The organism is Streptomyces wuyuanensis, from assembly GCF_900103455.1.
Lineage (GTDB): Bacteria > Actinomycetota > Actinomycetes > Streptomycetales > Streptomycetaceae > Streptomyces > Streptomyces wuyuanensis.
Map to the genome: position 1 here is coordinate 45,990 of NZ_FNHI01000030.1, position 12,880 is coordinate 58,869.

Genomic DNA, 12,880 nt, shown 5'->3' on the forward strand with positions numbered 1-12,880 from the left:
GTGCCGATCCGGCGCGCCACGCTCTTTAACCACCTTTGACAAGGGGCGTTACGGGCAGCAAGGGGGGCGGCCAAGATCTCCTGAACCCTCATGCGAAACTTTTCACATGAGCCTTGTCCGTGCCCCTCGACGCACCCTGCTCGCCGTCGGAGCCCTCGCCGCCGCGCTCACGCTGTCGGCGTGCACCGGCGATTCCAACGGCAGGTCCGGCGGCGGCGGTGACACCAACTTCGTCACCGGCACGGGCGGGATCTCCACCGCGGCCAAGGGCAAGCGCACGGCGGCCCCCCAGCTCGCCGGCAAGGACCTCACCGGCAAGCCGCTCGATCTGGCCGACTACAAGGGCAAGGTCGTCGTGCTGAACCTCTGGGGCTCGTGGTGCGCTCCCTGCCGCGCCGAGGCGCCCTACCTGACCAAGGTCTCCGAGGAGACCAGGAGCAAGGGCGTGGAGTTCGTCGGGATCAACACCCGCGACCCGCAGACCGGTCCGGCGCTGGCCTTCGAGAAGAACTACGAGGTCCGGTACCCGAGCTTCCACGACCCCATCGGCAAGCTGATCCTGAAGTTCCCCAAGGGCAGCCTCAATCCGCAGGCCATTCCGAGCACGATCGTCATCGACCGTGAGGGCAAGATCGCGGCCCGCGCGCTGACGGCACTGGACGACAAGCAGCTCCGCTCCATGATCGACCCCGTGGTCGCGGAGAAGTAGGGATGCAGAACGAGACGGTCATGAGCGGCGCGATGCTGCTCGCACTTCCCGTCGCCGTCCTGGCGGGCCTGGTGTCCTTCTTCTCCCCCTGCGTACTTCCCCTGGTTCCCGGCTACCTGTCGTACGTGACCGGCGTCACGGGCAGCGATCTGGCGGAGGCCCGCAAGGGGCGGATGGCCTCCGGGGCCGCGCTCTTCGTGCTCGGCTTCTCCGCCGTCTTCGTCTCCGGCGGGGCCCTCTTCGGCTTCTTCGGCTGGACCCTCCAGGAGCACCGCGAGGTCCTCACCACGGCCCTCGGCGTCCTCATGATCCTGATGGGCGTGTTCTTCATGGGCCTCATGCCCTTCCTCACCCAGCGCGAGTTCCGCTTCCACAAGCGGCCCGTGACGGGGCTCGTGGGGGCACCGGTCCTGGGCGCGCTGTTCGGCATCGGCTGGACCCCCTGCATCGGCCCGACCCTCGCCTCGGTGACGTTCCTCTCCGCGCAGCAGGGCAGCGCGGGCCGGGGCGCGCTGCTGACCGCCGCCTACTGCCTGGGCCTCGGACTGCCGTTCGTGCTGGCGGCGGTCGCCTTCCGCAAGGCGCTCGGTGCGTTCGGCTGGGTCAAGCGGCACTATGCCTGGGTGATGCGGATCGGCGGCGGCATGATGATCGCGACCGGCGTGCTGCTGCTCACAGGTGCGTGGGACATCCTCGTGCAGGAGATGCAGAGCTGGTCCAGTGGCTTCCAGGTGGGAATCTGACCATGAGCAAGACCGAGACGACGACGGAGACGCCCGACGCCGCCCGGGAGGCCGGCCAGGAGGCCGGTGACCTCGGCAGCGCGGGGGAGCAGCTCTCCACCGCACCCCAGGAGCGGGCCGTGCCCGGCTCCTTCGGCGGACGGCGCGCGCCGGGTCCCGCCGGCGCGCTCGCCTGGGGGTTCCGTGAGACGGCCGGCTGGATCCGCTGGTTCTGGCGCCAGCTGACCTCCATGCGCGTGGCGCTGATCCTGCTCTTCCTGCTCTCGCTGGGCGCGATCCCCGGTTCCCTCATCCCGCAGAACAGCGTGGACGAGGTGAAGGTCCGCACCTGGAAGACGAACAACGAGTTCTGGACGCCGGTCTTCGAGAAGCTCCAGCTCTTCGACGTCTACAGCTCGGTGTGGTTCTCCGCGATCTACATCCTGCTGTTCGTCTCGCTGATCGGCTGCATCGTCCCCAGGACCTGGCAGTTCACCGGCCAGCTGCGCGGCCGGCCGCCGGGTGCGCCCAAACGCCTCACCCGGCTGCCCGTGTACGCGACGTGGCGCACCGAGGCCGGGCCCGAGGAGGTCCGGGAGGCCGCGCTCGCACTGCTGCGGAAGCGGCGGTTCCGGGCCCATGTCGCCGGGGACGCGGTGGCGTCGGAGAAGGGCTACCTCCGCGAGGTCGGCAATCTCCTCTTCCACGTCGCCCTGATCGTGATGCTCGTGGCCTTCGCCGCCGGGCAGCTCTTCAAGTCCGAGGGCGGCAAGCTGATCGTCGAGGGCGACGGCTTCGCGAACACCCTCACCCAGTACGACGACTTCAAGTCCGGGTCGCTGTTCGACGTCGAGAACCTGGCGCCGTTCAGCTTCACCCTGGACCAGTTCACGGGCACGTACGAGCCCAGCGGCCCCCAGAAGGGCACGGCCCGCACCTACGAGGCCGCGGTCACCTACGCGGAGGGCGCCGAGGGCAAGGACCGGAAGGCCGTCATCCGCGTCAACGAGCCGCTGGAGATCGACGGCTCCAGGGTCTATCTGCTCGCCCACGGCTACGCGCCCGTCGTCACCGTCCGCGACGGCAAGGGCCAGGTCGTCCACAAGGCCGCCGTGCCGCTGCTGCCGATCGACAACAACGTCAGCTCCACCGGCGTGATCAAGGTGATGGACGGCTACCGGAACAAGGACGGCAAGAAGGAGCAGCTCGGCTTCCCGGCGTTCTTCGTCCCCACCTACGCGGGCAAGGGCCACGGCCAGATGTTCTCCCAGTTCCCGGCCCTGGTCTTCCCGGCGCTCAACCTCAGCGCGTACCACGGCAGTCTCGGCGTCGACTCCGGCGTCCCGCAGAACGTGTACCAGCTGGACACCCGCAAGATGAAGCCCTTCAAGGACGCCAAGGGCGAGGTGTTCAAGCAGACCCTGCTGCCCGGCGAGACGATGAAGCTCCCCGGCGGCGCCGGCTCGATCACCTTCGAGAAGGAGATCAAGGAGTGGGCGAGCTTCCAGGTTTCCCAGCAGCCGGGCAACGGACTCGCCCTCGCCGGAGCCGTCGCCGCGATCACCGGGCTCGTCGGCTCCCTGTTCATCCAGCGCCGCCGCGTGTGGGTGCGCGCCGTGCGCGGTGAGGACGGCGTCACCGTCGTCGAGATGGCGGGGCTGGGCCGGAACGAGTCCGCCAGGCTCCCCGAGGAGCTGGCCGAGCTGGCCGCATCGCTGAACACCAAGGCGCCGACCGCGCCGGACCCCGAACCTTCCGAAGCTGTTCCTGCCGAAGGGGCTGAGAAGTGAATCTCGCCGCCGCCAACAACGAGAGCCTCGCCGAGTTCAGCAACGTGCTGATCTACTCGGCCATGGCCGTGTACACCCTGGCCTTCCTCGCGCACATCGCCGAGTGGACGTTCGGCAGCCGCAGCAAGGTCGGCCGTACCGCGGCCGCCCTCACGGCAAACGGCACGGCGGCCGCTCCGAAGATCCAGGTCGCCCGCAAGGGCGGCGGGGCCGCCGTCCTGGAGCGCCCCAAGGTCGTCACCCGCTCCTCGACGGGAGCCCGGGACGTGCCCGACGGCCCCGGCGCGGCCGGCGGTGACCAGCAGGGCGACATGTACGGCCGGATCGCGGTCTCACTGACCGCCCTCGCCTTCCTGATCGAGGCCGCCGGCGTCGTCACCCGCGCCATCTCGGTGCAGCGCGCCCCCTGGGGCAACATGTACGAGTTCTCCACCACCTTCTCCACGGTGGCGGTCGGCGCGTACCTCGTCTTCCTCCTCGCCGGGAAGAACGTGCGCTGGATCGGTCTGCCGCTGGTCACCACCGTCCTGCTGGACCTGGGCATCGCGGTCACCTGGCTCTACACCGAGAGCGACCAGCTCGTCCCGGCCCTGCACTCGTACTGGCTGTGGATCCACGTCTCCACCGCGATCTTCTGCGGCGCTGTCTTCTACCTGGGCGCGGTCGCCACCCTGCTGTACCTCTTCCGGGACTCCTACGAGAACAAGCTCGCGAGCGGCGGCAACCCCGGCTCGTTCGCCCGCTCGGTGCTGGAACGCCTGCCGGCCGCCGCGTCCCTGGACAAGTTCGCGTACCGCATCAACGCCGCGATCTTCCCGCTGTGGACGTTCACGATCATCGCCGGGGCGATCTGGGCGGGCGACGCGTGGGGCCGCTACTGGGGCTGGGACGCCAAGGAGGTCTGGTCCTTCATCACCTGGGTGGCCTACGCCGCGTATCTGCACGCCCGTGCCACCGCCGGCTGGAAGGGCCGCAAGGCGGCGTACATCGCGCTGATCGCCTTCGCCTGCTTCCTCTTCAACTACTACGGCGTCAACCTCTTCGTGAACAGCCTCCACGGCTACGCGGGCGTCTGAGCCCCCCGCCCGTGCCGGGAGGCGTCCCGCGGGACCTCCCAGCAGGCGGCCGAGTGGGGGAGGCACGGTAGCGGGCCCGGCCCGTACGGGCGACGCTGGTGCCATGACGGAAGCGATCCCCTACGGCACCAGCGAGACCCGCACCGGCGACGACGGCCCGGTCCACGTCCTGCACTTCGTGCTCCATCTGCCGCACCCGGTGGTGCGGATCTGGGCCGCCGTGGCCACGCCCGAGGGCCTGCCTCAGTGGCTGGCCGCCGCCGATCTGCTGGAACCCCAGCTGGACGGAGCGGTGAAGCTCCGTTGGCTGAACGCGGAGCCGAGCGTCGAAGGCGCCGTGGTCTCCGGGCGGGTCTCGGCCTGGGACCGGGAGGCCGTCGCGGAGTACACCGTCGGGACGCACGGCCGCATCCGCTTCCACATGGAGCCGGCGCCCGCCGACTCGCTCGCCACGGTGCTGCGCTTCACGAACGAGTTCTCCGGCCCGGACGGGCGGCGCCTGGACAATCTGGCCGGCTGGCACCAGCACTTCGAGTACCTGTCGGACGCGCTCGACGGGCGGCCGGCGGACTGGTCCGCCTGGACCCCGGAGCGTTTCGAGCAGCTCCGCGCGGAGTACGCCGCCCGCTCCTGACCGGACGGCGCGGGACGGCGCCGGCGGCGGGTCAGCCGTCGTCGCCGATGTCCTCGTGCCACAGGTCCGGGCGCCCGTCGATGAACTCCCGCATCAGCGCCGTACACGCGGGATCGTCCAGGACCAGCACCTCCACGCCGTGCGACGCGAGCCAGCCGTGGGCGCCGTGGAACGTCTCCGCCTCGCCGACCACGACCCGGGAGATGCCGAACTGCCGGACCAGCCCCGCGCAGTACCAGCAGGGGGAGAGGGTGGTCACCATCGTCGTCCCCCGGTACGACCGCTGACGTCCCGCGGCACGGAACGCGTCGGTCTCGGCGTGCGCCGAGGGGTCGTCGTGCTGGACCCGGCGGTTGTGCCCGCGGCCCAGCAGCGAGCCGTCCGCCCCGTACAGCGCGGCGCCGATCGGGATGCCGCCCTCCGCGAGGCCCGCGCGCGCCTCGTCGAGGGCGGTGGACAGCCACTTCCGTGCCGACTCCCGGTCCATGACCCGGCCCTCCCGTCGTCGTCAGGACGTGCCCGGGTCCTCGTCGCGCTTCTGGTCCTTCGTCCGGTCCCGGGACTGCTCCGGCTTGCCCTCGTCGTCGAGGGACTTCAGGAACTCGGGGTTGTCGTCGGGAGCCACCCAGCCGCCGCGTCGCGCCGGACGCGGCGTGCCGCGGTCCTTTCCGGCGATCAGCCAGGAGATCGACCCCACCAGCGGGAAGAGCAGCACCAGGATCGCCCAGAGCGGCTTGGGGATGTGCCTGATCTCCTTCTCGTCCGTGGAGATGCAGTCGATGAAGGCGTAGATGCTGAGCGCCAGCGGCACCAAGAACATCAGCACCCGAAGCATTGGCGGCCCCCTGCGTGCGGAGAACGGGACCGTGGAACGGCCCCCGTGACAAGTCCAGCGTAGCGAGTGGCCGATACTGGACGGCATGGCTTACGACGATCTTCGCTCGCTGCTCCGGGCGCTGGAGCGCGAGGGCGACCTCAAGCGCATCAAGGCCGAAGTCGACCCGTACCTGGAGGTCGGGGAGATCGTCGACCGGGTCCAGAAGTCCGGCGGCCCCGCTCTGCTCTTCGAGAACGTGCGCGGCTCCTCCATGCCGCTCGCCATGAACGTGTACGGCACCGACCGCCGGCTGCTGAAGGCACTGGGCCTGAAGTCGTACGACGAGATCAGCTCGAAGATCGGCGGGCTGCTGAGGCCGGAGCTGCCGCACGGCTTCGTCGGGGTGCGCGAGGCGTTCGGCAAGCTCGGCGCGATGACGCACGTGCCGCCGAAGAAGGTGAAGGACGCTCCGGTGCAGGAGGTGGTCCTGCACGGGGACGAGGTCGATCTGGACCGGCTGCCCGCGCTGTTCACCTGGCCCGAGGACGGCGGCTCCTTCTTCAACCTGGGCCTCACCCACACCAAGGACCCGGACACCGGGGTGCGCAACCTCGGCCTGTACCGCCTCCAGCGCCACGACAAGCGCACCATCGGCATGCACTGGCAGATCCACAAGGACAGCCGCAACCACTACCAGGTGGCCGCGCGGCGGGGTGAGAAGCTGCCGGTCGCCATCGCGTTCGGCTGCCCGCCCGCCGTGACGTACGCCTCGACGGCGCCGCTTCCCGGGGACATCGACGAGTACCTGTTCGCAGGCTTCGTCCAGGGCAAGCGGATCGAGATGGTCGACTGCAAGACCGTGCCGCTCCAGGTGCCCGCGCAGGCGGAGGTCGTCCTGGAGGGCTGGCTGGAGCCGGGGAAGATGCTCCCCGAGGGTCCGTTCGGGGACCACACCGGCTTCTACACGCCGCAGGAGGACTTCCCCGCGCTGACGATCGACTGTGTGACGATGCGCAGGCGCCCGCTGCTCCAGTCGATCGTGGTGGGACGGCCCCCCACGGAGGACGGCCCGCTCGGCCGGGCGACGGAACGCTTCTTCCTCCCGCTGCTCAAGATCATCGTGCCGGACATCGTGGACTACCACCTGCCCGAGTCGGGCGGCTTCCACAACTGCGCGATCGTCTCGATCGACAAGAAGTACCCGAAGCACGCCCAGAAGGTCATGCACGCCATCTGGGGGGCGCACATGATGTCGCTGACCAAGCTGATCGTCGTCGTGGACTCCGACTGCGACGTCCACGATCTGCACGAGGTCTCGTGGCGGGCGCTCGGCAACACCGACTACGCCCGCGACCTGACGGTCGTCGAGGGTCCCGTGGACCACCTCGACCACTCCTCCTACCAGCAGTTCTGGGGTGGGAAGGCGGGCATCGACGCGACGAGGAAGCTGCCCGAGGAGGGCTACACCCGGGACGGGGGCTGGCCGGAGATGGTGCTCTCCGACCCGGACACGGCGGCGCTGGTCGACCGCCGGTGGAAGGAGTACGGCCTGTGAGCGCGTCCGCGGCGGCCGTACCGGGGCCCGGCCGGACCAAGGCGTTCCTGCGGCTGGTGATGATCGAGCACTCGGTCTTCGCGCTGCCGTTCGCCTACATCGCCGCTCTCACCGCGATGTTCGAGAGCGACGGGAGCGTCGACTGGGTCACGCTGCTGCTCGTCACCGTGGCCATGGTGGGACTGCGGACCTTCGCGATGGCCTGCAACAGGATCATCGACCGCGAGATCGACGCCCGTAACCCGCGGACCGTCGGCCGGGAGCTGGTGACCGGAGCGGTGTCGTTGCGGTCGGCCTGGACCGGGGCCGGCATCGCCGTCGTGGTCTTCCTCGGCGCCGCGGCCCTGCTCAACCCGCTGTGCCTCGCGCTCGCGCCGGTCGCGGTCGTCCCGATGGTGGTCTACCCGTACGGGAAGCGCTTCACGAACTTCCCGCACGCGATCCTCGGTCTCGCCCAGGCCATGGGGCCGGTCGGCGCGTGGCTCGCGGTGACCGGGGCCTGGTCGTGGGACGCGGTGATCCTCGGGCTGGCCGTCGGGGTGTGGATCGGGGGCTTCGACCTGATCTTCGCCTGCCAGGACGTGCAGGCCGACCGTGCCCACGGCGTGAAGTCGGTCCCGGCCCGCTTCGGCATCCCGGCGGCCCTGTGGGGCGCCCGGGCCTGCCACGTCGTGACGATGGCGCTCTTCGTCTGGTACGCCCTGGCCACCGGTGCCGGGCCGTTCCTCTGGCTGGGCCTGGTGATCGTCGCGGTCGCGTTCGTCTACGAGCACACGATCGTGACGCCGCACGACCTGTCCCGGCTGAACCGCGCGTTCTTCACCGTCAACGGCTTCATCGGCATTGCCCTGTTCGTGTGCGCCCTGATCGATCTGGGCGTTCGGGGCCTCACCCCGTAGCCACCGTGCGGCCTGCCATCGAGTGCATGGGCAGGGAGGCCGGTGTGCCTGTCACCGTCTCGGAGATGGACCGTCTGCACTCGCAGCTCACCGTCTCGACGGCATGTTCCCGGACTACCGGACGGAGATCGTCGAGGGTGCCGTTGTGATGAGTCCGGTCAAACCGCACCACGCCAAGACGATCAGGGCGGTGTGGAATGCGCTGGAAGCCCAGCTCTCCGACGAGTGGGACGAGCCTGAGCGCGCCGCTCCCCGGCCCGTGCCGGGGCGGCCCCGTCAGGCCGTGGTCGCGGCGGGCCTGCGGCGGCGGAACACGAAGGCCGCCACGACGCCCGCGACCAGTCCGATGAGGTGCCCCTGCCAGCTCACGCCCGTGTTCGCGGGGGAGAGGCCCAGCAGGATCGAGCTGCCCCATATCGCGCCGATCAGCAGCCCGACGCCGACGTCCAGCGGCCGGCGGTCCACGAAGCCGCGTACCAGCAGATAGCCGAAGAGGCCGAACACGAGACCGGACGCGCCTGCCGTGTTCGAGCCGGGCGGCGATATCAGCCAGACACCGATGCCGTCGGCGACGATGATCAGCGCGGCCACGGCCAGGAAGCGGCGGACGCCGCCGAGCGCGGCGAGGAAGCCGAAGACCAGCAGCGGGACCGTGTTCGACGCCAGATGTCCGAAGCCGAAGTGGAGGAAGGACGCCGGGACGACGTGCGCCAGCTCACCGGGCTCGCGCGGCGTGATCCCGTACGCGTCGAGACTGTTGCCCGTGGCATGGTCCACCGCCTCCAGCGCCCACAGCAGGGCCACCCAGGCCAGCACCAGCTTGCCGGCGGCCTTCGCCCGGTCGGTCCGGCTCGGTTCGAGCGAGGTGGTCGACATCGTGGGCCCCCTGTGATTCCCGCGTCTCCCCCCGGAAACGTCCGGGGCACCTGACTCGGTTCCGCCACCGGGTGGCCGGATAGGCTCAATCCCATGAACGACGCCAACCGCACCCCGTGGGTTGTCGGGGTCTCCGGGGCGTCCGGGACTCCCTACGCCGCAGCCGTCGTACGCGGGCTGCTCGACGCGGGTGAGAGCGTCGACCTGGTGGTGTCGCGGGCATCGCGGCTCACCCTGCTCGACGAGACGGGGATCGCGTTCCGCGACGCGCACTGGCAGGACGATCTGCGCACCTGGCTGGAGCGCGGTGCGGACGGCAAGCCCGGGACCTTCCGGGTGGACGTGAGCGCGGTGCGCCACTGGGCGGCCGGTGACCTGGCCGCAGGACCGTCCTCGGGGTCGTACCCGGTGAAGGGCATGCTGATCGTGCCGGCGTCCACCGCCTGCGTCGCGGGTGTGGCGCTAGGGCTGTCGAAGGACCTGCTCCAGCGGGCGGCGAGCGTGACGCTCAAGGAACGCCGGAAGCTCGTGGTCGCCGTGCGGGAGACCCCGCTGAACGGCCAGACCCTGCGGCACCTGGTGGCGCTCGACGAGGCGGGCGCCGTGGTTCTGCCGGCGTCCCCCGCCTTCTACGCGGGGGCGACGCACATCCAGGACCTGGTGGACTTCGTGGCGGGGCGGGCGCTGGACGCGGCGGGTGTCGCGCACGGTCTGTACCGCCGCTGGGAGGGAGAGCTGGGGGGCTCCAGGGCCGACTAGCCGACCGACCCGCGAGGGGACCGGCGGCCGGCGGGTTTCGGGCCGTCCACGTCCTCGATCGTTCGGGATACGCATGGGCAGCGCGGGGTGTACACCCTGCGCGCCTTGGATTTCACACGTAAAATTGCGGTAGCGATGAATAATGGAAGGCTCAGGCATATGGACGCCGTGGATAGGCAGCTCATCCAGGCCCTGCGTGAGAACGGCAGGGCCTCGTACGCCGAGCTCGGACGGCTCGTGGGACTCTCCGGTCCCTCCGTCACCGACCGCATCAACCGTCTGGAGGCCGCCGGCGTCATCACCGGCTACCGGGCGACCGTCGACGCCGCCTCGCTCGGCCTCGGCGTCACCGCGCTGATCGGCATCTCCCTCTCCGACGCCACCGACCACGAGGACGTGGCACGCCGGTTGCGCGACCTGGCGGAGATCGAGGACTGCTGGTTCATCGCGGGCGACGACTCGTACATGCTCAAGGTCCGTGCCAGCGACGTCGACGGACTCGAGAAGACGATCCGCCGGCTCTCGGGGACGAAGGGCGTCTCGCGGACGCGTACCACCATCGTGCTGTCCACGAAGTGGGAGAACCGGGTCGGGGACCTGCCCGAGGAGGTCTAGGCGTAACGTGGGTGGGGCCTCCGGCGATCCCGGGGGCGCTCCCGGGAAAAGGCCCTGGGACAAGCGCAGTACGAGGACATCTGGGAGGCGGCCGCATGGATGCGGGGCTCAAGCGCGAGCTGGAGGAGAAGGTCCGGGCCGGCGAGCGGCTGAGCCGCGAGGACGGCATCGCCCTGTACGAGTCGGACGACCTGGCCTGGCTGGGGGGCCTCGCGCACGAGGTCCGTACGCGCAAGAACGGTGACGTGGTCCACTTCAACGTCAACCGCCACCTCAACATGACGAACGTCTGCACGGCGTCGTGCGCGTACTGCTCGTTCCAGCGCAAGCCGGGCGAGAAGGACGCGTACACGATGCGCATCGAGGAGGCCGTCCGCCTCGCCAAGGCGATGGAGAGCGACAACCTCACCGAGCTGCACATCGTCAACGGGCTCCACCCGAACCTGCCGTGGCGCTACTACCCGCGGTCCCTCCGCGAGCTGAAGCAGGCCCTGCCGGACGTCTCGCTGAAGGCCTTCACGGCGACCGAGATCCACCACTTCGAGACCATCTCCGGGCTGACCGCGTCGGAGATCCTGGACGAACTCATCGACGCCGGTCTGGAGTCGCTGACCGGCGGCGGCGCCGAGATCTTCGACTGGGAGGTCCGCCAGCACATCGTGGACCACCGGACCCACTGGGAGGACTGGTCCCGGATCCACCGCCTCGCGCACGAGAAGGGTCTGAAGACCCCGTGCACGATGCTGTACGGGCACATCGAGGAGCCCCGCCACCGCGTGGACCACGTCCTGCGGCTTCGTGAGCTTCAGGACGAGACCGGCGGCTTCCAGGTCTTCATCCCGCTGCGGTACCAGCACGACTTCGTCGACATGAAGGACGGCAAGGTCCGCAACAGGCTCCAGGCCCGGACGACGATGGCGACGGGCGCCGAGGCGCTGAAGACCTTCGCGGTCTCCCGGCTGCTGTTCGACAACGTCCCGCACGTCAAGGTCTTCTGGGTGATGCACGGCGTGCAGACCGCGCAACTGGCGCTGCAGCACGGCGCGGACGACATGGACGGTTCGGTCGTCGAGTACAAGATCACCCACGACGCGGACAACTACGGCACGCCGAACAAGCTGACGCGCGACGACCTGCTGGAGCTGATCCGCGACGCCGGCTTCCGCCCGGTGGAGCGGAACACCCGCTACGAGGTCATCCGCGAGTACCCGGGCCCCGACGGCGACCGCCGCGAGTCGCCCCAGCCCATGCGGGTCTGACGCATCCGGCCCCGCACACGGGGCCGAGCCCGCGGCCGTTGCGCCCCGGTCCCACCCGCCCGCGAGGGCGTGCCCCGCCCCCACCAGGGGCCGGCGGGCGGGGGCCGGGGCGTTGTTATCGTCGGGGGCATGGCCCTGGAATTCACGCTCGATCCGCCTGTCGACCCCGCGCTCCGCGACGGGATCCTCAGGCTCTGGACCGACGTGAGCAATGCCGACGGGGCCGTGGGTTTCGTCCCGCCGGTGAGCACGGAGGACGTGCGGCCCGAACTGGTGCGGCATCTGGTGGCGATGGCCGAGGGGCGGGCGCGGCTGCTCGTCGGGTGCGACGAGCAGGGCGACGTCGCCGCCGCCGCGTTCCTCACGCACAACGCGCACCGGCTGATGCGGCACTGGATCTGGCTCTACACGGTGATGGTGCACCCCCGGCACCAGGGCAAGGGCTACGGCCGGGACCTGCTCGCCGAGGCCGCCGGCGTGGCACGCGGGATGCGCGGCATCACGGCGATACGCCTCACCTGCCGCGGCGGCGCGGGGCTGGAGCGGTTCTACGCCTCCTGCGGCTACAAGGAGGTCGGGCGGGTGCCCGACGCGATCCGCGTCTCCGACGGCGACTTCCGTGACGACATCACGATGCTGCTCCCGCTGGTGTGACCCGCCTCGGGTGCCGTGTGGCCCGGTCCTGCCGGAGCCGCCTAAAAGACCACAGTCGGGACGTGCTTCACTGGACGGGCGACTCAGTGAAGGAAAGGGGCCGTCGTGTCCGACAGCAAGACGAGCGCCACGCTCCGGTACACCCTCATGCGGCTCGGCGTCTTCGTCGGCTGCTTCTTCGTCCTGTGGGGACTGGTGTACCTGCGCGTACTGCCGCGCGGCCTGGGCGACTCCAACCTGCTGTGGGTGCTCGTCCTGTCCGTCCTGATCTCGGCGCCGCTGAGCTTCGTCCTGCTGCGCAGGCAGCGCGAGGCGATGTCCGAGCAGATCGCCGCGAAGGTCGACCGGGCCAAGACCCGCCTGGAAGCCAACCGCACGCGCGAGGACGTCCAGTAGCGCGCGACGGAGTCCGGTGGCTCCACCGGCTGACGTAACCTTCGTCACACCGGACTCCACAGACCCCACGCCCCGGCACGGGAGCAGACGCTCCCGTGCCGGGGCCGTGCTGTTTCCGG

The 12,880-nt window shown here is 70.2% G+C and carries 15 protein-coding genes; 12 read left to right on the forward strand and 3 right to left on the reverse strand.

Annotated features, from left to right (window positions below; all coding sequences use genetic code 11):
- The first annotated feature begins 106 nt into the window (after positions 1–106).
- The 5 genes from BLT82_RS32915 (at position 107) to BLT82_RS32935 (ending at position 4,931) form a co-directional block, all read left to right on the forward strand.
- Positions 107–709 (forward strand): TlpA family protein disulfide reductase, encoded by a 603-nt coding sequence (locus tag BLT82_RS32915; protein WP_093661570.1) that lies wholly within the window; start codon positions 107–109, stop codon positions 707–709.
- Positions 710–711: 2 nt separating this feature from the next.
- Complete coding sequence (locus tag BLT82_RS32920; RefSeq protein ID WP_093661572.1) at positions 712–1,452, forward strand: cytochrome c biogenesis CcdA family protein; 741 nt, start codon at positions 712–714, stop codon at positions 1,450–1,452.
- 2 nt (positions 1,453–1,454) lie between these two features.
- Positions 1,455–3,221, forward strand: a complete 1,767-nt coding sequence (gene resB, locus BLT82_RS32925; RefSeq protein ID WP_093661574.1) for a cytochrome c biogenesis protein ResB — start codon at positions 1,455–1,457, stop codon at positions 3,219–3,221.
- Entirely contained in the window at positions 3,218–4,297 is a 1,080-nt protein-coding gene (gene ccsB, locus BLT82_RS32930; RefSeq protein WP_093661576.1) for a c-type cytochrome biogenesis protein CcsB, read from the forward strand. The genes resB and ccsB overlap by 4 nt, the downstream gene beginning before the upstream one ends.
- Positions 4,298–4,400: 103 nt before the next feature.
- Entirely contained in the window at positions 4,401–4,931 is a 531-nt protein-coding gene (locus BLT82_RS32935; RefSeq protein WP_093661578.1) for an SRPBCC domain-containing protein, read from the forward strand.
- 31 nt (positions 4,932–4,962) lie between these two features.
- On the opposite strand, the gene BLT82_RS32940 is transcribed toward BLT82_RS32935, so the two are convergent.
- Together BLT82_RS32940 and BLT82_RS32945 are read right to left on the reverse strand one after the other, a co-directional pair.
- The gene (locus BLT82_RS32940) at positions 4,963–5,418 is read right to left on the reverse strand and encodes a nucleoside deaminase (RefSeq protein ID WP_093661580.1); all 456 of its coding nucleotides are present in this window, start codon (positions 5,416–5,418) and stop codon (positions 4,963–4,965) included.
- Between the two features lie 21 nt (positions 5,419–5,439).
- The gene (locus BLT82_RS32945; protein ID WP_244529836.1) at positions 5,440–5,751 is read right to left on the reverse strand and encodes a PLD nuclease N-terminal domain-containing protein; all 312 of its coding nucleotides are present in this window, start codon (positions 5,749–5,751) and stop codon (positions 5,440–5,442) included.
- Between the two features lie 100 nt (positions 5,752–5,851).
- Here BLT82_RS32945 and BLT82_RS32950 point away from each other — a divergent pair, with 100 nt between their 5' ends.
- Positions 5,852–7,303 (forward strand): menaquinone biosynthesis decarboxylase, encoded by a 1,452-nt coding sequence (locus tag BLT82_RS32950; RefSeq protein WP_093661584.1) that lies wholly within the window; start codon positions 5,852–5,854, stop codon positions 7,301–7,303.
- Positions 7,300–8,202: a menaquinone biosynthesis prenyltransferase MqnP gene (gene mqnP / locus BLT82_RS32955; protein WP_093661586.1), complete on the forward strand. Its 903-nt coding sequence runs from the start codon at positions 7,300–7,302 to the stop codon at positions 8,200–8,202. Before BLT82_RS32950 ends, mqnP begins: the two co-directional genes overlap by 4 nt.
- Positions 8,203–8,478: 276 nt before the next feature.
- On the opposite strand, the gene BLT82_RS32965 is transcribed toward mqnP, so the two are convergent.
- The gene (locus BLT82_RS32965; protein ID WP_093661588.1) at positions 8,479–9,078 is read right to left on the reverse strand and encodes a rhomboid family intramembrane serine protease; all 600 of its coding nucleotides are present in this window, start codon (positions 9,076–9,078) and stop codon (positions 8,479–8,481) included.
- Positions 9,079–9,171: 93 nt separating this feature from the next.
- Between BLT82_RS32965 and BLT82_RS32970 the strand changes: the two genes are divergently transcribed.
- From BLT82_RS32970 to BLT82_RS32990, 5 genes are all read left to right on the forward strand, one after another.
- Complete coding sequence (locus BLT82_RS32970) at positions 9,172–9,837, forward strand: UbiX family flavin prenyltransferase (RefSeq protein ID WP_093661590.1); 666 nt, start codon at positions 9,172–9,174, stop codon at positions 9,835–9,837.
- Between the two features lie 159 nt (positions 9,838–9,996).
- A complete protein-coding gene (locus tag BLT82_RS32975; protein WP_093661592.1) occupies positions 9,997–10,452 on the forward strand; it encodes an Lrp/AsnC family transcriptional regulator in 456 nt (151 codons plus the stop codon).
- Between the two features lie 95 nt (positions 10,453–10,547).
- Positions 10,548–11,711: an aminofutalosine synthase MqnE gene (gene mqnE, locus BLT82_RS32980; protein WP_093661594.1), complete on the forward strand. Its 1,164-nt coding sequence runs from the start codon at positions 10,548–10,550 to the stop codon at positions 11,709–11,711.
- A 129-nt stretch (positions 11,712–11,840) separates the two neighbouring features.
- Positions 11,841–12,365 carry a GNAT family N-acetyltransferase gene (locus tag BLT82_RS32985; RefSeq protein WP_093661596.1) on the forward strand — a complete coding sequence of 175 codons (525 nt, stop codon included), beginning with the start codon at positions 11,841–11,843 and terminating at the stop codon, positions 12,363–12,365.
- Between the two features lie 105 nt (positions 12,366–12,470).
- Positions 12,471–12,761 (forward strand): DUF4229 domain-containing protein, encoded by a 291-nt coding sequence (locus tag BLT82_RS32990; RefSeq protein ID WP_093661598.1) that lies wholly within the window; start codon positions 12,471–12,473, stop codon positions 12,759–12,761.
- The last annotated feature ends 119 nt before the right edge of the window (positions 12,762–12,880 follow it).